At 70.5% G+C, this 21606-nt stretch carries 17 protein-coding genes; 3 read left to right on the top strand and 14 right to left on the bottom strand.

The genetic code is table 11. The annotated features are described in order from the left end of the window. Positions 1-95: 95 nt before the first annotated feature. The 4 genes from tpiA to WFI00_RS00435 all read right to left on the bottom strand — a co-directional run bounded on the left by tpiA (position 96) and on the right by WFI00_RS00435 (position 3881). Positions 96-878: a triose-phosphate isomerase gene (tpiA, locus tag WFI00_RS00450; protein WP_336633042.1), complete on the bottom strand. Its 783-nt coding sequence runs from the start codon at positions 876-878 to the stop codon at positions 96-98. Further along, positions 878-2095, bottom strand: a complete 1218-nt coding sequence (locus tag WFI00_RS00445; protein ID WP_336633043.1) for a phosphoglycerate kinase — start codon at positions 2093-2095, stop codon at positions 878-880. Before WFI00_RS00445 ends, tpiA begins: the two co-directional genes overlap by 1 nt. An 11-nt stretch (positions 2096-2106) precedes the next feature. After that, complete coding sequence (gene gap / locus WFI00_RS00440) at positions 2107-3117, bottom strand: type I glyceraldehyde-3-phosphate dehydrogenase (RefSeq protein WP_336633044.1); 1011 nt, start codon at positions 3115-3117, stop codon at positions 2107-2109. A gap of 134 nt (positions 3118-3251) precedes the next feature. Further along, on the bottom strand, positions 3252-3881 hold the full coding sequence (locus tag WFI00_RS00435; protein ID WP_336633045.1) for a superoxide dismutase: 630 nt from the start codon (positions 3879-3881) through the stop codon (positions 3252-3254). A 345-nt stretch (positions 3882-4226) separates the two neighbouring features. Between WFI00_RS00435 and WFI00_RS00430 the strand changes: the two genes are divergently transcribed. Further along, entirely contained in the window at positions 4227-5228 is a 1002-nt protein-coding gene (locus tag WFI00_RS00430) for a hypothetical protein (RefSeq protein ID WP_336633046.1), read from the top strand. Positions 5229-5877: 649 nt separating this feature from the next. On the opposite strand, the gene whiA is transcribed toward WFI00_RS00430, so the two are convergent. From whiA to WFI00_RS00405, 5 genes are read right to left on the bottom strand one after another with little or no spacing between them, the layout of a single operon-like run. Then, entirely contained in the window at positions 5878-6855 is a 978-nt protein-coding gene (gene whiA / locus WFI00_RS00425; RefSeq protein ID WP_336633047.1) for a DNA-binding protein WhiA, read from the bottom strand. A 39-nt stretch (positions 6856-6894) separates the two neighbouring features. Then, positions 6895-7770: an RNase adapter RapZ gene (gene rapZ, locus WFI00_RS00420; protein WP_336633048.1), complete on the bottom strand. Its 876-nt coding sequence runs from the start codon at positions 7768-7770 to the stop codon at positions 6895-6897. 34 nt (positions 7771-7804) lie between these two features. Beyond that, positions 7805-9760, bottom strand: a complete 1956-nt coding sequence (uvrC, locus tag WFI00_RS00415; protein WP_336633049.1) for an excinuclease ABC subunit UvrC — start codon at positions 9758-9760, stop codon at positions 7805-7807. Next, positions 9760-12699 (bottom strand): excinuclease ABC subunit UvrA, encoded by a 2940-nt coding sequence (uvrA, locus tag WFI00_RS00410; protein ID WP_336633050.1) that lies wholly within the window; start codon positions 12697-12699, stop codon positions 9760-9762. Before uvrA ends, uvrC begins: the two co-directional genes overlap by 1 nt. Positions 12700-12744: 45 nt before the next feature. Further along, positions 12745-13182, bottom strand: a complete 438-nt coding sequence (locus WFI00_RS00405) for a MarR family winged helix-turn-helix transcriptional regulator (protein WP_336633051.1) — start codon at positions 13180-13182, stop codon at positions 12745-12747. A gap of 33 nt (positions 13183-13215) precedes the next feature. Between WFI00_RS00405 and WFI00_RS00400 the strand changes: the two genes are divergently transcribed. Beyond that, complete coding sequence (locus tag WFI00_RS00400) at positions 13216-13458, top strand: hypothetical protein (RefSeq protein ID WP_336633052.1); 243 nt, start codon at positions 13216-13218, stop codon at positions 13456-13458. A 9-nt stretch (positions 13459-13467) separates the two neighbouring features. Here WFI00_RS00400 and WFI00_RS00395 read toward each other — a convergent pair whose 3' ends face one another. Beyond that, positions 13468-14982: a UDP-N-acetylmuramoyl-L-alanyl-D-glutamate--2,6-diaminopimelate ligase gene (locus tag WFI00_RS00395; protein WP_336633053.1), complete on the bottom strand. Its 1515-nt coding sequence runs from the start codon at positions 14980-14982 to the stop codon at positions 13468-13470. A 57-nt stretch (positions 14983-15039) separates the two neighbouring features. Further along, on the bottom strand, positions 15040-17121 hold the full coding sequence (gene uvrB, locus WFI00_RS00390) for an excinuclease ABC subunit UvrB (RefSeq protein WP_336633054.1): 2082 nt from the start codon (positions 17119-17121) through the stop codon (positions 15040-15042). 310 nt (positions 17122-17431) lie between these two features. Here uvrB and WFI00_RS00385 point away from each other — a divergent pair, with 310 nt between their 5' ends. Further along, entirely contained in the window at positions 17432-18028 is a 597-nt protein-coding gene (locus tag WFI00_RS00385) for a DUF4126 domain-containing protein (protein WP_336633055.1), read from the top strand. A 14-nt stretch (positions 18029-18042) separates the two neighbouring features. On the opposite strand, the gene coaE is transcribed toward WFI00_RS00385, so the two are convergent. Genes coaE through WFI00_RS00370 form a run of 3 tightly spaced genes read right to left on the bottom strand, consistent with a single transcriptional unit; the run spans position 18043 to position 21495 of the window. Next, on the bottom strand, positions 18043-18648 hold the full coding sequence (coaE, locus tag WFI00_RS00380; RefSeq protein ID WP_336633056.1) for a dephospho-CoA kinase: 606 nt from the start codon (positions 18646-18648) through the stop codon (positions 18043-18045). Between the two features lie 13 nt (positions 18649-18661). Then, positions 18662-19837: a diguanylate cyclase gene (locus WFI00_RS00375; RefSeq protein ID WP_336633057.1), complete on the bottom strand. Its 1176-nt coding sequence runs from the start codon at positions 19835-19837 to the stop codon at positions 18662-18664. After that, positions 19834-21495 carry a sensor histidine kinase gene (locus WFI00_RS00370; RefSeq protein WP_336633058.1) on the bottom strand — a complete coding sequence of 554 codons (1662 nt, stop codon included), beginning with the start codon at positions 21493-21495 and terminating at the stop codon, positions 19834-19836. Before WFI00_RS00370 ends, WFI00_RS00375 begins: the two co-directional genes overlap by 4 nt. Positions 21496-21606: the final 111 nt, after the last annotated feature.

Below are 21606 nucleotides of genomic sequence, written 5' to 3'. Positions count from 1 at the left end.
GAAGCCTTTCGCGGCGCCGTCGACGGGCGCACAAAGGTCGAGTATACCGGTCCGCGGGCCGCGTCCCCCAGGGACGCGGCCCGCGGCCGGAGGCGTCAGACGCCGACGTGCTTCTGGTAGCGGATGATCGCCGCGAACTCGTCGGCGACCAGGCTCGCGCCGCCCACGAGGGCGCCGTCGACGTCGGGCTCGCGCATGAAGCTCGCGATGTTGCCGGACTTGACCGAACCGCCGTAGAGGATGCGCGTGCGCGCGGCCGCGTCGTCCCCGAGGGTGTCGGCGACGACGGCGCGCAGTGCCGCGCAGACCTCCTGAGCCTGCTCGGGAGAGGCGACCTGGCCCGTCCCGATGGCCCAGACCGGCTCGTACGCCACGACGACGTCGGCATCCGCCGGCACGCCCTGGAGCGCCGCCGTCAGCTGTGCGACGGACACGGCCGTGGGACCGGACTGCTCACGCTGCTCGAGGGTCTCCCCCACGCAGATCACCGGCACGAGCCCGTTGCGAAGGGCCGCCTGGACCTTCTCCGCGACGATCGCGTCCGTCTCGTGGTGGTAGTCGCGGCGCTCGGAGTGCCCGATGATCACGTACCGGCAGCCGAGCTTGCTCAGGAAGACGCCCGAGACCTCGCCCGTGTACGCACCCGAGTCCTTCGTCGACAGGTCCTGCGCGCCGAGGGCGAACGGGATCTTGTCGGCGTCGATCAGGGTCTGCACCGTGCGAAGGTCGGTGAACGGCGGGAAGACGGCGACCTCGACGGATCCGTCGTCGTGACCGGCATCCTTCAGCGTCCAGTGCAGCTTCTGCACGAAGGCGACCGCCTGCAGGTGGTCGAGATTCATCTTCCAGTTGCCGGCGATGAGCGGTGTGCGCGCCATCAGCTCTCCCATCCGAGGATCTCCAGACCCGGGAGCTTCTTGCCCTCCAGGAACTCCAGGCTCGCCCCACCGCCGGTGGAGATGTGCCCGAACTGGTCGTCGGCGAAGCCGAGCTGACGCACGGCTGCCGCCGAGTCGCCGCCGCCGACGACCGACAGGCCCTCGACCTCGGTGAGTGCCTGCGCGACGGCCTTCGTGCCGGCGGCGAACGCCGCCATCTCGAACACGCCCATCGGGCCGTTCCAGAACACCGTCTTCGACCCGCGGATCGCGTCGGCGAAGATCTTCGCCGTCTCGGGGCCGATGTCCAGGCCCATGCCGTCGGCGCCGAAGGGGGTGTCCTCCAGGGCGTCCGCCGCAGCGACGACGTGCTCGGCGTCGGCGGCGAAGCCGGAAGCCATGACCGCGTCGACCGGCAGGATGAGCTCGACGCCCCGTTCGGCGGCGTCGGCGATGTACCCCTTCACGGTGTCGATCTGGTCGGCCTCGAGCAGGCTCTTGCCGACCGCGAGGCCCCGGGCCGCGAGGAAGGTGAAGAGCATGCCGCCGCCCACGAGGATCTTGTCCGCCCGCGGCAGCAGGTGCTCGATGACGCCCAGCTTGTCGCTGACCTTCGACCCGCCGAGGACGACCGCGTAGGGACGCTCCGGATTCTCGGTGAGGCGGTCGAGGACGTCGACCTCCTTCTCGATGAGGAAGCCGGCCGCGGAGGGCAGGAGCTCGGCGAGCTCGTACACGGACGCCTGCTTGCGGTGCACGACGCCGAAGCCGTCGGAGACCAGGGCATCGCCGAGGGCGGCGAGCTGCTCGGCGAAGACGCGGCGTTCGCCGGCGTCCTTCGCCGTCTCACCCGGGTTGAACCGCAGGTTCTCGATCACCGCGACATCGCCGTCACCGAGGGCGGCGACCGCCTCTTCGGCGGAGGATCCGACGGTGTCACGGGCGAACGCGACCGGCTTGCCGAGGAGTTCGGACAGTCGCTGGGCGACCGGCTCGAGGCTGTACTTCGCATCGGGGGCGCCGTCGGGGCGACCCAGGTGCGAGCACGCGACGACGCGGGCGCCCTGGTTGATCAGGTGGTTGATCGTGGGAAGAGCCGCCCGGATACGGCCATCGTCCGTGATGACGCCCTCTTTCAGAGGGACGTTGAAGTCAACACGGACGATGACGCGCTTACCGGCCAGCGAACCCAGCGAATCGAGGGTGCGCAGAGCCATCGTGGATCAGCTCAGAGCTTCTCGGCGACGAGCTCGGCGAGGTCGACGAGACGGTTCGAGTAGCCCCACTCGTTGTCGTACCACGCCGACACCTTGACCAGGTTGCCCGAGACGTTGGTCTGACCGGCGTCGAAGATCGACGAGTGCGGGTCGTGGACGATGTCGGTGGACACGATCGGGTCGGTGTTGTACTTCAGGAAGCCGACGAGCTCGCCCTCGGCCGCAGCCTTCTCGTAGGCGGCGTTGATCGTGTCGACGGTCAGGCCCTCGGTCGGGGTGATGATCGTGAGGTCGACGATCGAGCCCGTGGGGATCGGAACGCGGTACGACGAGCCGGACAGCTTGCCGTTGAGCTCGGGGAGCACGAGGCCGATCGCCTTGGCGGCACCGGTCGAGGCCGGAACGATGTTCAGCGCGGCGGCGCGGGCACGGTGCAGGTCGCTGTGCGGGCCGTCCTGGAGGTTCTGGTCGGCCGTGTAGGCGTGAGCGGTCATCATGAAGCCGCGCTCGATGCCGAAGGCGTCGTTGAAGACCTTGGCCAGGGGCGCGAGGCAGTTCGTCGTGCACGAGGCGTTGGAGATCACGTTCATCGTCGCCGAGTCGTAGTCGCCGTCGTTGACACCCATGACGAACGTGCCGTCGACGTCCGTGCCGGGGGCCGAGATGATGACCTTCTTGGCGCCGCCGTCGATGTGCTTCTTGGCGTCGACGGCCTTGGTGAAGCGACCGGTCGACTCGATGACGATGTCGACGCCCAGGTCGCCCCAGGGGAGGTTCGCGGGATCGCGCTCTTCGAAGACCTTGATGGCCTTGCCGTTGACGGTGATCGAGTCTGCGTCGTACGAGACCTCGGCGTCGAGGCGTCCGCCGACAGAGTCGTACTTGAGGAGGTGGGCGAGGGTCTTGTTGTCGGTGAGGTCGTTCACCGCCACGATGTCGAGGTCCGCGCCCTGCTCCAGAGCCGCGCGGAGGAAGTTACGTCCGATACGGCCGAAGCCGTTGATTCCGATCTTGACAGACACGTTGTCTCCCGAATTCTTGTCGCGCCGGAGTCGCCGTGTGGACGCCCCGGGACGCGAACGTGTGAAGAGAAAAGGATGCCGGGTCTCCCCCGTCGCCGGGCGGGACCCGGCATCCTCACCTGGTCACGACACTACTACTTGAGCAGGCCCGCCGTCTTGTCGCGCGCCGTCGAAAAGCGCTCCGCGACGTTGCCCCAGTTCGCGATGTTCCAGACCGCCTTGACGTAGTCGGCCTTCACGTTGAGGTAGTCGAGGTAGAAGGCGTGCTCCCACATGTCGAGCTGGAAGATCGGCACCGTCCCCTGGGCCGTGTTCGACTGCTGGTCGAAGAGCTGCTGGATGATGAGCTGCTCGCCGATCGGGTCCCAGCTGAGCACGGCCCAGCCGGAGCCCTGGATGCCGGTCGCCGCCGCCGTGAAGTGCGCCTGGAACTTGTCGAACCCGCCGAAGAACTCCTCGATCGCGGACTTCAGCTCGCCCTCGGGCTCACCGCCGCCGCCGTCGTTCGCGGGCGCCAGGTTGGTCCAGAAGATGGAGTGGTTGACGTGGCCGCCGAGGTTGAACGCGAGGTCCTTCTCGAGCTTGTTGACGTTGGCCAGGTTGCCGCTCTCACGGGCCTCGGCGAGCTGCTCGAGGGCGGTGTTCGCACCGGTGACGTAGGTCTGGTGGTGCTTGTCGTGGTGCAGCTCCATGATCTTGCCGCTGATGTACGGCTCGAGGGCCGCGTAGTCGTAGGGGAGGTCGGGCAGTGTGTACTTCGCCATCATCTCTTCTTCCTGTCGGCGCCGCGCTGCGCACGCGGCGAGGGGACGACTTTCATCCTATTGAGGTCCAACGTCAGCGGCAGGGGGTTGTTCCCCCGCGTGACGTATGCCGTCGCCCCACGCCTCGTCGAGACCGCGTCCTGCCGTCGAGACCGCGCGCCGCCGTCGAGACCGCCTTGCGCCGTCGAGACCGCCTCCGACGACGGCGGTCTCGACGTGCGTGGCGGGTCTCGACGTGGCGGCGTGCGCGGCATCCATTCCTCCCCGGCCGGTCTCATCCGCGGAGTTCCCACAGATCGGGGCGGAGGGCGACCGTCGCGGGGCGATTCGCGATGGGGTGGCTGCATGTCCGCATCCGTATCCACGAGTCGGCTCTCACCGTCGCCCGTGCCCCTGATCCACGCGGCGGAGTCGTCGAACACGGCCCGCGCGGCGCGGGCGGGCGACCTCGTGCGGATCGGGCGCGGGACGTACGCCCCCGCCGAATCCTGGTCGTCGCTGACACCGTGGGCCCGCTACCTCGCCCGCGTGCACGGCGTGGCGCGCATGTATCCCGACGCGGTCTTCGTCGGCGAGTCGGGGTGCGCCCTCCGGGGGCTTCCGGTGTTCGGGGAGCCTCCCGACGTGCACATCCTCCTCCCGAGCCCGACGAAGTCCCGGCGCATGGCGGGCATCCGGGTGCACGCCAGCGAGCGGATGCCACGGGCCGAGAACCTGGACGGCATCCTCGTCGCGAGCGCGGAGGAGGTCGCCGTCGAGATCGCGCGCACGCGGCATCCCGCCGTGGGCCTGGCCGTCGCCGACGCGGTGCTGCGGAGCGACGCGCAGTCGTCGGGCGAACACCTCGAACGGCTGAGCGCCGAGCTCCCGAGCTCGCGGGGCGTCCGAGCCGCGCGATGGGTCTTCTCACGCGCGAGCGGCATCCGCGAGACTCCGCTGGAAAGCGTCAGCTCTGCAGCGATCGAGTGGCTCGGCTTTCCCGAGCCTGAGCTGCAGGTGTGGTTCCGGGGCGCATCCGCGCACGACGATGCGCGCGTGGACTTCTGGTGGCGAAGACTCCGCCTCGCGGGCGAGAGCGACGGCGAGGTGAAGTACAGCGGCCTGCTCGGCGATGCGCGGCGAGCGCTGGCCTATCGGAACGCTCGCGACGCGATGCTCCACGCCCGAGGCGTGCGTGCGACGGCACACTGGTCGTGGCGAGATGTCGCCGCACCGGCGCAGCTGCGCGCACTGCTGACGGCGGTCGTACTCCCGATCGTCCATCCGGAACGCGGAGCTCCCCTCGCCAGCCTCGCCACCGCGTTGGGCGGCAGCGCGTCCGCCGGGGCGATCCCGTCCGCGCGCTGAGCCACCCTCGCCCCCGCCCCGGCGCACCAATCTGGCGCACCGCCCCGCCCCCGGCCCGCCGGTCGAGACCCACCGCGCCCCCCGTCGAGACCCACGACCCCGGTCGAGAGCCACCCCGCACGCCGAGACCCGCCGCACACGTCGAGACCCACGCCGCGGCCCACGGTCTCGACGCCCACACGCGGTCTCACCGGCCTCCACGCCCGAAGGCCCACTCCGCACGTCGAGACCCACTCCGCACGTCGAGACCCACGCCGCCACCCGCGGTCTCGACGCCCACACGCGGTCTCGCCGGCCTCCGCACCCGACAGCCCGTCCACGCATCGAGACCCACCCCACCCGTCGAGACCCACCCCACGCGTCGAGACCCACGCCACCACCCGCGGTTTCGACGCCCACACGCGGTCTCGCCGGCCTCCGCACCCGACACCCCGCCCACGCGTCGAGACCCGCCGCACACGTCGAGACCCACCCCACGCGTCGAGACCCACCCCGCACGTCGAAACCCACGCCCCGGGTCGAGACCCACCCCACCAACCGCGGTCTCGACGCCCACACGCGGTCTCGCCGACCTCCGCACCCGACACCAGCCCCACGCGTCGAGGCCCGCCGCGCGGGTCGAGACCCACGGGGAGGGCGAGGCGAGAGATCAGTCCTCGAAGCCCTCGGGGACGGCGGATTCGGTACCGGGGATGCCCTCGGCGCCGGCCTTCTTGTCGGCCATGGCCAGCAGGCGGCGGATGCGGCCGGCGACGGCATCCTTCGTCAGGGGCGGATCGGCGTGGTGACCGAGCTCATCGAGGCTCGCATCGCGATGCGCGAGCCGCAGGTGGCCGGCCTCGCGCAGGTGATCCGGAACCTCGTCACCCAGGATTTCGAGCGCGCGCTCCACGCGTGCGCACGCGGCGACGGCGGCCTGCGCCGAGCGGCGGAGGTTGGCGTCGTCGAAGTTCACCAGACGGTTCACCCCGGCTCGCACCTCGCGGCGCTGACGCATCTCCTCCCACGCGTGCGCGGTGCGCACCGCACCCATCTCGGCGAGGGCGACGCGGATCGCCTCACCCTCCCGTACGACGACCCGGGGCACACCACGCACCTCGCGGGCCTTCGCGGCGATCCCGAGGCGGTGCGCCGCACCGACGAGAGCCATCGCGGCCTCACCCGACGGGCAGGCGATCTCGAGCGCCGCGGAGCGGCCGGGCTCCGACAGGGAACCGGCGGCCAGGAACGCGCCCCGCCACACGGCGGCGAGGTCGGGCCGGGCGCCCGTGGTGAGCTTGTTCGGCAGACCGCGCACGGGACGCCGGCGCTGGTCGAGCAGTCCGGTCTGGCGCGCCAGGGTCTCCCCGCCGTCGATGACGCGGACGGCGAACGACCCGCCCGTCCGCCCCCCGGATGCCTGCACACGGTGCAGCTCCGGACGCACCCCGTAGAGCTCCATGATGTCGCGCGCCACCCGGCGCGCCAGCGGGTCCGAATCGAGCTCGGCCTCGACCGCCACGCGCCCGGCGATCGAGTGGAGGCCGCCGGAGAAGCGGAGGACGGCGGTCAATTCGGCCACCCGTGCCGTGGGACGAGGATCGCGTACCGCGACCAGCTCGGACTTCACGTCAGCGGTAGGCGACACAGCGATCCTTCGGAGTGGAGAGCGGGGGGAAGGTCCAGCCTACTCGCGTCCGAGGTCGCGGTGCTTCACCCGTACGGCTACTCCGGGGACGTCGGCGAGGCGCTCCGCCAGCTCGATGGCGGTCACGACGGAGCGATGCTTGCCCCCCGTGCACCCCACCGCCACGACGGAGTGGCGCTTGTTCTCGCGCTGATACCCCTCCATCACGGGCTGGAGCGCGGCCGCATAGGCACCGATGAACTCGCGCGCGCCGTCCTGGTCGAGGACGTACTCGCGGACGGCCGGATCCTCCCCCGTCCGCCCCTTCAGCTCGGGGATCCAGAACGGATTCGGGAGGAACCGCATGTCCGCGACGAGATCGACATCGGTGGGGAGCCCGTACTTGAACCCGAAGCTCATCACGGTCACCGTGTGCCGCGCCTGACCCTCTTCGCTGAACATGTCGATGACGCGCGTCGAGAGCTGATGGATGTTCAGCGTGCTGGTGTCGATGATGACGTCGGCGCTCTCGCGGATGACGGCGACGCGCTCGCGTTCGCGGCGGATGCCGTCGAGGATCGTGCCGTCGCCCTGAAGCGGATGCGGGCGCCGCACCGCCTCGAAGCGACGCACGAGCACGTCGTCGGCGGCGTCCAGGAACAGCACGTGGAGCTTGCGCCGATCGCGCAGGGCCTGCGTGATCGCGGGCAGATCGCCGAACAGATCACGACCGCGCACGTCGACGACCGCGGCGATCTTCGGCAGGGCCCCGGCGGCCAGGTCGCTCAGCTCGATCAGGGGTCGCAGCATCTGCGGCGGCAGGTTGTCCACGACGTACCAGTCGAGGTCTTCGAGGGCGTTCGCCGCCGTCGTCCTGCCCGCGCCGGACATCCCCGTGACGATCAGGATCTCGCCGGCCGCCTGCTCCTCTGCCACGTCGTCTCCCAGCCGTCGCTCCGCGGTCGTGCCCTCAGCCTACCGATTCACGCACGTCCGCGGTCGCCGGCCCCTGGCGCCGCGCGAGGCGCTCCTCGATCGCCGCCGCCAGCTTGGGCCCGATGCCCGGCAGCTCGGTGATCTCGTCCGCGCTCGCGCGGCTGAGAGCCGCCACGGAGCCGAAGTGCTTGAGGAGGGCCTTGATCCGGGCCTCGCCGAGCCCGGGCACCTCGCTGAGGACGGTCGTGATGTCGCGCTTGCGGCGCTTGCGCTGATGCGTGATCGCGAACCGGTGCGCCTCGTCGCGCAGACGCTGCAGCAGATACAGGGCCTCGGACGTCCGCGGGAGGATCACCGGGTACTCCTCCCCCGGCAGCCAGATCTCCTCGAGCCGCTTCGCGATGCCGCACAGCGCGATCTCGGTGTGGCCCGCGTCCTCGAGGGCGCGCGCCGCCGCCGCGACCTGGGGCGCGCCGCCGTCGACGACCAGCAGCTGCGGCCGGTAGGCGAAGCGGGGACGCGCGCGCTCGGTCACCACGGGGGCCTCGTCGCCCGAGGCGACCACACGCTCCGCGACCGACGCGGCGTCGGCAGCCGCCTCGTCCCGGTCGACGTGAGCGAGCCGTCGGGTGAGCACCTGGTACAGGGAGTCGGTGTCGTCGGTGGTCTCGGGCACGCCGAACGAGCGGTACTGGTCCTTCCGCGGCAGCCCGTCCTCGAAGACGACCATGGATGCCACGACGTTCGTCCCGGACAGATGCGACACGTCGTAGCACTCGATCCGCAGCGGCGCCTCGTCCATCCCCAGAGCCGTCTGCAGGTCGGTGAGGGCTTTGGTGCGCGCCGTGTAGTCCGAGGTGCGCCGCGTCTTGTGCAGCAGCAGCGCCTGCTGGGCGTTCAGCGTCGCCGTCCGCAGGAGGTCCGCCTTCGCACCGCGCTGCGCGACCTGCAGGCTGACCCGCTTGCCCCGCCGCTCCTGCAGCCACTGCTCGAGCTCCGCGGCGTCATCGGGCAGCGTCGGGACCAGCACCTGGCGCGGGATCTCCCCCGGCGTCGCCCCGCCGTAGGTGCGCTGGAGCACCTGGTCGACGAGGTCCGCACCCGAGATGTCGAGCTCCTTGTCGATCGTCGTCGCGCGCACACCGCGCACCCGGCCCCCGCGCACGACGAAGTGCTGGACGGCGGCGGACAGCTCGTCCTCGGCGATCCCGAACAGGTCCGCGTCGGTGTCGTCGGAGAGGACGAGCGCGCTGCGGCTGAGCACGGCGTCGATCGCCTGGAGCCGGTCGCGGTAGATCGCGGCGGCCTCGTAGTCCATCTCCGCGGAGGCCTCGCGCATGAGCGACGTCAGCTCCCGGGTGAACCGCGCGTCCCCCCCGGCCATGAAGGCCACGAAGTCGTCGACGATCTCGCGATGCTCCTCGATCGTGACCTTCATGGAGCACGGGCCGCCGCACCGCCCGATCTGCCCGGGGAAGCACGGCCGACCGGTCGCCATCGCCTTCTTGTAGGACGCGTCCGAGCATGTCCGGATCGGGAAGACCTTGATCATCAGGTCGATCGTGTCGTGGACGGCCCAGATCTTCGGGTACGGCCCGAAGTAGCGCGCTCCCGGGATGCGGCGGTTGCGGGTCACGATGACGCGCGGCGCCTCATCGGCGAGCGTGATCGCCAGGTACGGGTACGACTTGTCGTCCTTGTAGCGGACGTTGAACGGAGGCGAGAACTCCTGGATCCACATGTACTCCAGCTGCAGCGACTCGACGTCGCTGCCGACCACGGTCCACTCCACCGACGTCGCCGTGGTCACCATCCGCCGCGTGCGCTCGTGGAGCGTGCGCAGCGGCGCGAAGTAGTTCGACAGGCGCGCGCGCAGGTTCTTCGCCTTGCCGACGTAGAGCACGCGCCCGTCGGCGTCGCGGAAGCGATAGACCCCGGGCTGGGTGGGGATCTCCCCGGGTCGGGGTTTGTACGGCAGGGCGTCGGCCATCAGCCCGCCTTACGGACCCGTTCCCGTGCCGCGCTCTTGTCCGCAGCCGCGGCGATCGCCTCGACGGCGACGCGCGACCGGTCCGCGAGGACCTCGGCGAGGAACGCACCGGTGTGGCTGCCCTCGACCTTCGCGACCTGCTCGGGGGTGCCGGTCGCGACGATGCGTCCACCGCCCGATCCCCCCTCGGGGCCGAGATCGATGATCCAGTCCGAGGACTTGATCACGTCGAGGTTGTGCTCGATGACGATGACGGTGTTCCCCTTGTCGACGAGCCCGTTCAGCACCTTCAGCAGGAGGGAGACGTCCTCGAAGTGCAACCCGGTGGTGGGCTCGTCGAGCACGTAGATGCTGCGACCGTTGGAGCGCCGCTGCAGCTCGGTCGCGAGCTTCACGCGCTGCGCCTCGCCACCCGAGAGCGTCGTCGCCGACTGCCCGAGTCGCACGTACCCGAGCCCGACGTCGACGAGCGTCTTGAGGTAGCGGTGGATCGCCTGGATCGGCTCGAAGAAGTCCGCCGCCTCGGCGATCGGCATCTCGAGCACCTCGGCGATGTTCTTGCCCTTGTAGTGCACGCTCAGGGTGTCGCGGTTGTAGCGCTTGCCGTGGCACACCTCGCAGTCCACGTACACGTCGGGCAGGAAGTTCATCTCGATCTTGATCGTGCCGTCGCCGGAGCAGGCCTCGCACCGGCCGCCCTTGACGTTGAAGCTGAACCTGCCCGGCTGATACCCGCGCACCTTCGCTTCGGTGGTCTCGCTGAACAGCGTCCGGATCCGATCGAACACGCCCGTGTAGGTCGCGGGGTTCGAGCGCGGCGTACGGCCGATCGGCGCCTGGTCGACGTGGACGACCTTGTCGAGGTTGTCCAGGCCCGTGACGCGGGTGTGCTTGCCGGCCACCCGACGCGCGCCGTTGAGCTTGGTGGCGAGCACTTCGTACAGGATGCCGTTCACGAGCGAGGACTTGCCCGACCCGCTGACCCCGGTGACGGCGGTGAGCACGCCCAGCGGGAAGTCCGCGGTGACGTTCTGCAGATTGTTCTCGCGCGCGCCGACGACGGTCACCATCCGCTTCTTGTCGATCTTGCGGCGGGTCGTGGGCGTCTCGATGCTGCGGCGTCCGCTCAGGTACGCACCCGTCAGCGATCGCGGCTCGTCGAGCAGGGACGACAGCGGCCCGGAATGCACGACTTCCCCGCCGTCGACGCCGGCCCGCGGACCGATGTCGACGATCCAGTCCGCCGCGTGCACGGTCTCCTCGTCGTGCTCGACGACGATGAGGGTGTTGCCGAGACTCTTGAGCCGGACGAGCGTGTCGATGAGGCGCCGGTTGTCGCGCTGGTGCAGACCGATCGACGGCTCGTCGAGGACGTAGAGCACACCGGTGAGCCCCGATCCGATCTGCGTCGCGAGCCGGATGCGCTGGGCCTCTCCGCCCGAGAGCGTCCCCGCCGCGCGTCCCAGGCTCAGATAGTTCAGGCCGACCTGGATGAGGAAGTCGAGGCGTGCGCGGATCTCGCGCAGCACCGCGGCGGCGATCTTGGCCTCCCGCTCGGTGAGCTCGAGCTCGGCGAAGTAGCTCTGCGCCTCCCCGAGGCTCATCCGCGAGGCGTCCGCGATCGAACGGTCGTGCACGAGCACCGCGAGGACCTCGGGCTTCAGGCGGTCGCCGCGGCAGACCGGGCACGGCACCTCGCGCAGGTACTCCGCCCAGCGCTGGCGCTGCGCGTCGGTCTCGGCCTGCGTGTACTGCCGCTCGATGTAGGGCACGACGCCCTCGAAGCCCGACGAGTAGCGCATCTCGCGCCCGTAGCGGTTGCGCCACTTGACCGTGACCTTGTAGTTCTCCCCGCGGAGGATGGCCTCTTGGACGTCGGTCCCCAGCTCGCGCCAGGGCGTGTCGAGGGAGAAGTCGAGATCGTCGGCGAGACCGACGAGCAGCCGCTCGTAGTACTGGTAGAGCCCCTTGCCCTGCGTCGTCCAGGGGATGATGACGCCCTCGTTGATCGACAGCTCCTCGTCGCCGAGCATCAGCTCCACGTCGACGGACATCCGCGTGCCGAGGCCGGAACAGGTCGGGCAGGCGCCGAACGGCGCATTGAACGAGAACGTGCGCGGCTCGATCTCGGTCAGCTGCAGCGGATGCCCGTTCGGGCACGCGAGCTTCTCGCTGAAGCTCTGCCACGCGTCGTCGCCCTCTTCGTCGACGTAGTTGACCTGCATGATGCCGTCGGCCAGGCCGAGCGCGGTCTCGACGGAGTCCGTCACACGCCCGAGGATGTCGGGGGCGGCGACCAGCCGGTCGACGACGACCGCGATGTCGTGCTTGTAGCTCTTCTTCAGTGTCGGAGGTTCCGACAGCTGGATGAGGTCCCCGTCGACGACGGCGCGCGCGTAGCCCTTCGCGGAGAGCTCCTTGAAGAGGTCGACGAACTCGCCCTTCTTCTGGGTGACGACCGGGGCGACGATCTGGTACCGGGTACGCTCCGGCAGGTCCATCAACTGGTCGGCGATCTGCTGCACCGTCTGCCGCTGGATCTCGGCACCGCACTCGGGGCAGTGCGGCACGCCGATGCGCGCCCACAGCAGACGCATGTAGTCGTGGATCTCGGTGATCGTGCCGACGGTCGAGCGCGGGTTGCGGTTCGTCGACTTCTGATCGATCGACACCGCAGGACTCAGCCCCTCGATGAAGTCGACGTCGGGGCGGTCGACCTGTCCGAGGAACTGGCGCGCGTAGGCGCTCAGCGATTCGACGTAGCGACGCTGTCCCTCGGCGAAGATCGTGTCGAATGCGAGGCTCGACTTGCCCGAACCGGACAGGCCGGTGAAGACGACGAGGGAGTCACGAGGGATGTCGAGATCGACGTCCTTGAGGTTGTGGACGCGGGCTCCGCGGACGCTGAGTTTCGAGGCTGCGACGGGGACGATAGGCACCCGACAAGTCTAGGCGGGGCCTCCGACACGGGCTCGGGCGCAGCCTCAGATCGCGCGCCGCCCCGCGAAGGGCGCGAGCCCGTCGCGCAGCGCGGAGACCTGACCGATGTCCATGCCGACCCGGGCCATGATCTGCTCGGGGACCGCGAGTGCCCGAGCACGCAGCTCGAGCCCTTCGTCGGTGAGGGCGATGTCGAGCACGCGCTCGTCGTCCGCACGGCGGGTGCGCATGACGCGCCCCTGCGACTCGAGTCGCTTGACCAGCGGGGAGAGCGTCGCCGGCTCCATCGCCAGCTCGTCGGCGAGGTCGCCGAGCGAGCGCGGTGAGTGCTCCCACAGCGCGAGCATGACCAGGTACTGGGGATGGGTCAGCCCGAGGGGCTCGAGCACCGGCCGGTACACCGCCACGACGTTGCGAGCCGCCGTCACCAGAGCGAAGCACAGCTGGTTCTCGAGCTTCAAGAGATCATCCCGGGCATCCACACGACCATCCTACGCGAATTACTTAGTACACTAATGGTCATGACACAAAAGGATTCGGAACGCCCTCCTCTACGCGAGCGCGTGCGCGAGGCGGGCGGGTGGTACGCCTACCTCAACAGCCGGCTGATCCGCGTGGCGGGTCCCGCCTCCGTGGGCCCCTACGACACGGACCCCGAGCCCGTGCGGAGCGAGCGGGCCTGCCCGCTCTGCGGTCACCCGATGTCGGAGCACACCTTCGACCGGTCGGGGCCGAAGCCCCTCATGCACTGCCCCTGAGCCGGGCGATCAGGCCCCGGCGCCCCGGCGCCGGTTGAGGGCCCACTCGACCTCGTCGGGGTCGCTGTGCGGGACGATGCCGTGCGCCATGATCTGGTGGCGCTCGTCGCCCTTGCCGACGATGACGATCATGTCGCCCTCCCGCGCGAGGTCGACGGCGACGTGGATCGCCTCGGCACGACCGGCGACGTCGTGCACCTCGGCCCGCGAGCCCCGGGTGCCCCGCACCACGGCGCGCCGGATGAGCGCCGGATCCTCGCTGGCCGGATTGTCGTCGGTCACGATGACGATGTCGGACGCCATGGCGGAGAACCGCCCCATGAGCGGACGCTTGTGCGGGTCGCGGTCGCCGTTCGATCCGATCACGGTGATGAGACGTCCCGGCGTCGACGGACGCAGCGCGCACAGGAGCGCGTTGATCGCCTCCGGCTTGTGGCCGGCGTCGATCACGACGCGGAAGTCCGCGTCGACGGGCACGAACTGCACGCGGCCCTCGACCCCGGTGAACGACGCGATGCCCGCGACGGAGTCCTCCAGGGGATGGCCGACCCGATCCAGCGCCGCGACGGCCGCGAGGATGTTGCTCACGGTGAACGTTCCGGGGATCGGCGTCGAGAACCGCGCCGACTGTCCCTCCGGTCCGACGACCGTGAAGGTCGAGCCGTCCGGGCCCAGGTCGATGTCGAGCGCACGCCAGTGCGCGTCGCGCCCCTCGATGGAGAACGACTCGACGTTTAGCTCCGGATCGGCGAAGAACCGGCGCCCCGTCTGGTCGTCGATGTTGACGAGCCCGCGACGCGACATCCGCGCCGTGAACAGCTCGCGCTTCGCGTCGCGATACGCCTGCTGGGTGCCGTGGAAGTCGAGGTGGTCGTGCCCGAGGTTGAGGAAGACGCCGACGTCGAACACCAGCCCGTCGAGCCGGTGCATCGAGATCGCATGGCTGGACACCTCGGAGACGACGACCTTCGCACCCAGCTCCCCCATGCGCGCGAGGAGGGCCTGGAACTGCACCGACTCGGGTGTCGTCAGCTTGGACGGCAGCGGCTCGCCGTCGATGCGCGCGCCCATCGAGCCGATGACGCCGCTGTGCCGGGAGCCCAGGGCGGCGTCGACGATATAGCTGGTGGAGGTCTTGCCCTGCGTGCCGGTGATGCCGATCGTCTTCAGAGCGGCGGCCGGGTACCCGTAGAACCAGGCGGCGAGCGGACCCAGGACCGGCCGCACATCGGCGACCACGATCGACGGGGTGTCGGCGGGCAGGAGCGCCGCGCCCGCTCCGTCGGTGAGGACGGCGACCGCGCCGCCGGCCAGCGCGTCGGCGGCGAAGGTCGCACCGTGGGTGCGGGCGCCGGGGAGGGCGACGAACAGGTCGCCGGGGATCACCGTCTGCGTGCTCAGCGCGATGCCCGTCGGTGCGGCGTCGCCGCGGCTCTCGTCCGCACCGACCTCGAGAGCGATCTCCGCGAGGGTATGGGGCGTCAGACGCCGCGGTCGCGCTTCGGTCTGGATCGGATCAACCACCCCGTGACTTTACCAACCCGGGCCCGTCGAACCCCGCCCGACGGGCCGGAGCTGGTCTCAGGCGTGTCCTGCCTGCTCCATGGCGCGCAGCTCCTTCTTGAGGTCCTGGACCTCGTCGCGCAGCCGACCGGCGAGCTCGAACTTGAGCTCGGATGCGGCCGCGAGCATCTGCGCGGTGAGATCCTCGATCGTCGCCTCGAGCTGCTGCGCCCCCTCCGCCGCGATGCCCTCGCGCCGGAGCTGCGGGGTCGGGCTCTTCCCGCGGCCGGACTTGTTCTTGGCCGTCGCGCGACCACCGAGGAGGTCCTGCGTGTCGGATGCCTCCCGCGTCAGCGCATCGGTGATGTCGGCGATCTTCTTGCGCAGGGGCTGGGGGTCGATACCGTGCTCGAGGTTGTACGCCACCTGCTTCTCGCGGCGACGCTCGGTCTCCTCGATCGCGACGCGCATCGAGTCGGTCATGTTGTCGGCGTACATGTGCACCTCGCCGGACACGTTGCGCGCGGCGCGGCCGATCGTCTGGATGAGGGACGTGCCGCTGCGCAGGAACCCCTCCTTGTCCGCGTCGAGGATGGCCACGAGCGACACCTCGGGGAGGTCCAGTCCCTCTCGGAGCAGGTTGATGCCCACGAGCACGTCGTAGACGCCCTGGCGCAGCTCCGTCAGGAGCTCGACGCGACGCAGCGTGTCGACGTCCGAATGGAGATAGCGGACGCGGACCCCGTGCTCGCCGAGGAAGTCCGTGAGCTCTTCGGCCATCTTCTTGGTCAAGGTCGTCACGAGCACCCGCTCGTCGCGTCCCACGCGCACCCGGATCTCCTCGAGCAGATCGTCGATCTGCCCCTTCGACGGCTTCACCACGATCTGGGGATCGACGAGGCCCGTCGGACGGATGATCTGCTCCACGATGCCGTCGGCGATCCCCATCTCGTACCGCCCGGGCGTCGCGGACAGGTACACGGTCTGGCCGATGCGCTGCTTGAACTCGTCGAAGCGCAACGGGCGGTTGTCCATCGCGCTCGGCAGGCGGAAGCCGTGGTCGACGAGCGTGCGCTTGCGCGAGGCATCACCCTCGTACATCGCACCGATCTGCGGGACGGTGACGTGCGACTCGTCGATCACGAGGAGGAAGTCGTCGGGGAAGAAGTCGAGGAGCGTGTGCGGCGCCTCGCCCGGCTGGCGTCCGTCGATGTGGCGCGAGTAGTTCTCGATGCCCGAGCAGAATCCGAGCTGCTGGAGCATCTCGAGGTCGAAGGTCGTGCGCATGCGGAGGCGCTGCGCCTCCAGGAGCTTGCCCTGGCCCTCGAGCTCCGCCAGACGACCCGCGAGCTCGTCCTCGATCGTGCCGATCGCCCGGTGCACGGTGTCGGTGCCCGCGACGTAGTGCGACGCCGGGAAGATCGGCACGCTGTCGAGCCGCTGCACGATGTCACCGGTGAGCGGATGGAGCATGTACAGCGCCTCGATCTCGTCGCCGAACAGCTCGATGCGCACGGCGTACTCCTCGTACACCGGGATGATCTCGATCGTGTCGCCGCGCACCCGGAAGTTGCCCCGGGAGAAGTCGACGTCGTTGCGGTTGTACTGCATCGCGATGAACTTGCGGATCAGCGCGTCGCGGTCGTACCGCTCCCCGACCTGCAGGGCCACCATCGCGCGCAGGTACTCCTCGGGGGCGCCGAGTCCGTAGATGCACGACACCGTGCTGACCACCACGACGTCGCGGCGGCTCAGCAGCGCGTTCGTCGTGGAATGACGCAGACGCTCGACCTCCGCGTTGATCGACGAGTCTTTCTCGATGAAGGTGTCCGTCTGGGGGACGTAGGCCTCGGGCTGGTAGTAGTCGTAGTAGCTGACGAAGTATTCCACCGCGTTGTGGGGCATCAGCTCGCGGAACTCGTTGGCGAGCTGGGCGGCGAGCGTCTTGTTGTGCGCGAGGACGAGCGTCGGGCGCTGGACCTGCTCGACGAGCCACGCCGTCGTCGCCGACTTCCCTGTGCCGGTCGCGCCGAGCAGGACGACGTCCGTCTCGCCGGCGTTGATGCGCGCGGCGAGATCGGCGATCGCCTGCGGCTGATCGCCGCTCGGCGCGTACTCGCTGATGACCTCGAACGGGCGCACGGATCGCGTGGTCTGCATTCCTCCAGCGTAGGCGGGGCCTCCGACATCGGCTCCGCCGTTCGCCGAGGGCGCGACGGCCCCGGCGCCTGCCCGGTGGTCAGGCGTCCGGGTCGGACCCGGACTCGAAATCCCCCGTCGCGAAGTCGTCCCACTCGAACTCGGGTTCGGAGCACCGCGGTGCGCGGGTGGTCGGGGCCATGGTCGTCTCCGTTCGATGTCGAGCGCCGACGCGGCGCGGGTGGAGCTCAGGTCATGCCGTCACGCTAGCCGAGCGGCGTGAACGGGTCGTTGCGCGCGCGTCTCGCGCCTGTGTCCCTACGCTGGAGACATGCTGGAGTTCATCGTCGGATCGAGCCTGGCCGCCGCGGCGGGCCTGAACGCGTGGATGCCGCTGTTCGTCCTGGGTCTCCTCGACCGACTGCTGCCCGATGTGTCGCTGCCCGCCGGATGGGCGTGGCTGTCCAGCGACGCGGCGCTGTGGATCGTCGGGGGCCTGCTCGTGATCGAGATCGTCGCCGACAAGGTCCCGGCACTGGACTCGGTCAACGACGTCCTCCAGACGGTGCTGCGCCCCGCGGCGGGCGGCATCGCCTTCGGGGCCGGTGTGAGCGCACAGACCCCGACCGACCCGCGCGCCCTCGTCGAGGGCGGGGCCTGGATCCCCGTCGTCGCCGGCATCCTCATCGCGCTCGCGGTCCATGCCGCGAAGGCCGCGATCCGGCCGGTGGTCAACATCGCGACCGCCGGCCTCGCCGCACCGGCGCTGTCGACGGTCGAGGACGTCTCCTCCCTCGCCCTCGCCGTCGCCGCGCTCCTCGCGCCGGTCCTCGCGGGCATCCTGCTCGTCGGCCTCGTCGTCGCCGCCGTGCTCCTCCTGCGGCGCCGCCGACGTCGTCACCGCCCGGCGTCGCCGGCCGCACCCTGACCGACTGTCCGAGGCTACGGCCTGTCGGACGCGAGGCGCCGCCAGAGGGCATCCGTCTGGGCCGTCGTGTCCTCCACCGAGCCGGAGGTGTCGATCACGACGTCGGCCATCGCCCGGCGCACCGCGTCGTCGACCTGCGCGGCGATGCGGGCGACGGCGTCCTCCCGGCGGAAGCCGCGCAGCTCGACGAGGCGCTCCGCGCGCAGGTCCGCGGGTGCGTCGGCGACGACGACGAGGTCCCACGCGTCGCCCGCCCGCGCCTCCGCCAAGAGCGGCACATCGTAGACGACGACGGCCGCCGGGTCCGCGGCGAACGCCGCGGCGAACCGCGCCGCCGACTCCGCCGCCACGGCGGGATGGACGATCGCGTTCAGACGCGCGCGGGCGTCGGGATCGGCGAAGACCACGGCCGCGAGGGCCGGGCGGTCGAGGGCCCCGTCCGGGCCGATCAGGTGCCCGCCGAACTCCGCGGCGATGGCGTCCAGCACCGGGGAGCCGGGCTGCTGCACCTCGCGGACGATGGCGTCCGCGTCGACGATCACGGCCCCGCGCTCGGCCAGTCGACGGGCGATCGTGGACTTGCCGGATGCGATGCCTCCGGTGAGCGCGACGAGGGGCATGGGTGACAGCCTGTCACGCCGGGGGCGTCGGCGCATCGATGACGACGGATGCGCCCGGGGTGTGAGCCGCGCGCCGCGCCGCATCGCGGGCGCCCTCCTCGAGCCGGATCAGGTCGTAGCCGACGTCGGCGCTGAAGGCGACGCCGACCCCGACGAAGGGGAACAGGCCGGACTGCGCCGCCGCGAGCTCCTCCATGCATCCGCGATAGATCGTCGCGCCCAGCCGTCGGGCGTCGGCGGCGGTCGCGGCGACGGCGGAGACCGCCAACCGGTCGTCGGCGTCCTCACCGACCAGGGCGGATGCCGGGGCATACCGCCGCACCGCGAGCCGGCACGCCCCGCTCACGGCGTCCGCGGCCTCCGGCCCGAACGCCCGTCGGATCTCGGTGAGTCCCTCGATCCGGATGATGACGAGGGCGACGCCCTCGGAGCGCCACTCGGCCCGTGCGACGAGGTCGGTGCTCGCCGCCGCGAACGTCCTCGCCAGCATGATGCCGTCGGAGCCGACACCGCCTTCGGTCAGCCACTCGTACCGTCGATCGTTGCTGCGCTGCGCGCGCAGCACGGAGGTGACGATCGCCGCGACCACCGTGAGCATCACGGTGACGAAGTTGGCGCTGATGGAGCCGAAGACCTCGGAGAACAACCGCCCCGTCGTGCCCTCGACGAAGAACAGGACGAGCCGCAGGGCGTAGAAGGCCGCCGCGAACAGCAGGGTGGCCGACAGCGCCCAGGAGCTGCGGATGCGGCCCAGGGGCGCGCGCAGGGTCTCCACGCCCGCCGCGCCGCACAGCACGACCAGACCGGACGCCATGGTCGGCCAGCCGCCCCAGCTGCCCATCTCGGGGGCCTGCACGACGGCCATGGTGAACACGACGACGGCGACGAGCGCCGTCACGCCGAGCGCGACCCCGACCGGGCGGTCGTTGAACCGGCGCGAGCCGAGCCACATGAAGCCGGGCACCAGCACGAACAGCGTGTTCCCCGCGGCCACCGAGGGCGCACCCCCGACGCCCGACGACCACGCCATGTACGCCACCGTCGTGGACAGGCCGCTGAAGAACGCGGCGGCCCAGAACCGCCCGGGCCCGGTGTCGCGTCGGATGACGGTCTCGAGGATGAACGTGAGGCTCGCGACCGCCACGGCGAGTGCGGTCATGACCGTCACACTGAACAGGTCGAGGTTCATCGCGACGCTCCGATCGGGGGGTGCGTCGGGATGGACACGGTGAACGTGGAGCCGACGCCCGGCTCGGAGTCGACGGTCAGCGCACCCCCGTGGGCCTTCACGATCTCGTTGCTCAGAGCGAGACCGAGGCCGTTGCCCGGGACGTCCTCGGAGGCCCGGAAGAAGCGCTCGAAGATGTGCTCGCGCGCCTCCGGGGGCACCCCGACGCCCGTGTCGCGCACCGAGATCGTCGTCGTCTCGCCGTCGGAGTCGACCGCGATGTCGATCGACCCGCCGTCGCGGTTGAACTTGATGGCGTTGCCGACGAGGTTGTCGACCACCTGCCGGAGTCGCGCCGGGTCGGCGAAGGCGCGCACGCTGTCCGGCCCCGTGCGGCTGATCTTGAGGACCCGGTCGTCCGCCAGAGGGCGCAGCGCGAGGATCGACGCGCGCACGATCTGCACCACCTCGGTCTCGCGCGGGTGGACGCTGGATTCGACCGACTTGATCGAACGGCGCGAGGCGCTGAGGATGTCGGAGACGATCTCCAACAGCCGTTCCCCGCTGCCCAGCGCCGTGTCGACGAAACGACGCGGCCGCTCGGGAAGGTCCTCTTCGTCGAGCGTCAGCTCCAGGTATCCGAGGAGCGAGGTCAGCGGCGTCCGCAGCTCGTGCGACACCGAGGCGACGAGATCGTCGCGCGCCTGCAGGGCCTCCCGTTCGGCGGTGACGTCGCGGGCAGTGACCACCGCACCGGAGTCGGCACCGCGATGGTCGACGAGTCGGCGCGCCGTGAAGGTCAGCGCCGTCCGGCGCCCGTCGGGGTCGACGGACCACGCCACGTCGTCGTCGAACGTCTCGCCGCGCCGTGCCCGCGCGAGCGGATAGTCGTCGGCGTTGAGGGGCGTCCGCCCGTCCGCGGCGAGGAGCGTCGTCGCCCCCGTCGCCGCGTGGAGGCCGGGCATCGCCGCGCCGAGCCGCCCCGCCGCGTCGTTCTCGTAGACGATGTCGCCGCCCAGCGAGAGGCGCACGACGCCGAAGTCGACGGTGTCGAGCACTTCCGAGACCAGCTGCTCCTGACGGATCGCGACGGAGCGCGCATAGGCGAGCCGGGCGGCCTGTCCGTCGAGGAGCTCGCGCTGCGCGCGGAATCTCCGTGCCGACGAGTAGCCCGCACCGCTGATGGCGATGATGACCAGCGGCAGCAGCAGCGTCGCGAAGCTGAACGCCTGAGACGGGCCGGTGACCAGGAGGCCCCAGTAGATCGCGGGGATGACCGTGCAGCTCGCGATCAGTCCCGACCGGCCGAGCGATCCCAGCCACATCGCCGGGAACGCCCACAGGAGACCGAGTCCGGCCGCCGGATCGGACATCCGCAGGAGGGCGATGGCGAGGATGTCGACGATCGGCACGACCGCGGCCCAGCCGGGCGGGATCTGGTCCCAGGGCACCGTGAGCGACGCCAGCGCCGCGAAGGTGATGCCGAGAGCGCCGAGGGCGAACAGTTCGGGGTTCGGCAGGGCGCCCGTCGCGATGCTCGTGAGCAGCAGCAGGGTGACGATGGCCCAGAGGAGCAGCTGGTTGCCCGTGGCGACCCGATCGCGCACCTCGAATCGCAGCAGGCGCACGATCGAGGTGGATGCGCTGCGCGCCGCGGCCGCGGCATCCGCGCGCTTCATTCGCTCATCACAGGACGACGCTATCGCGCTGCACGCCCGTGCGGGAACGACGCGCACGGGACGGCACAGGGGCCGAGACCCGAAGGTCCCGGCCCCTGTGCGGAAGGGATC

It is taken from the genome of Microbacterium sp. MMO-56 (genome assembly GCF_037146215.1).
Lineage (GTDB): Bacteria > Actinomycetota > Actinomycetes > Actinomycetales > Microbacteriaceae > Microbacterium.
This window is presented reverse-complemented; position numbering and strand designations above follow the sequence as displayed.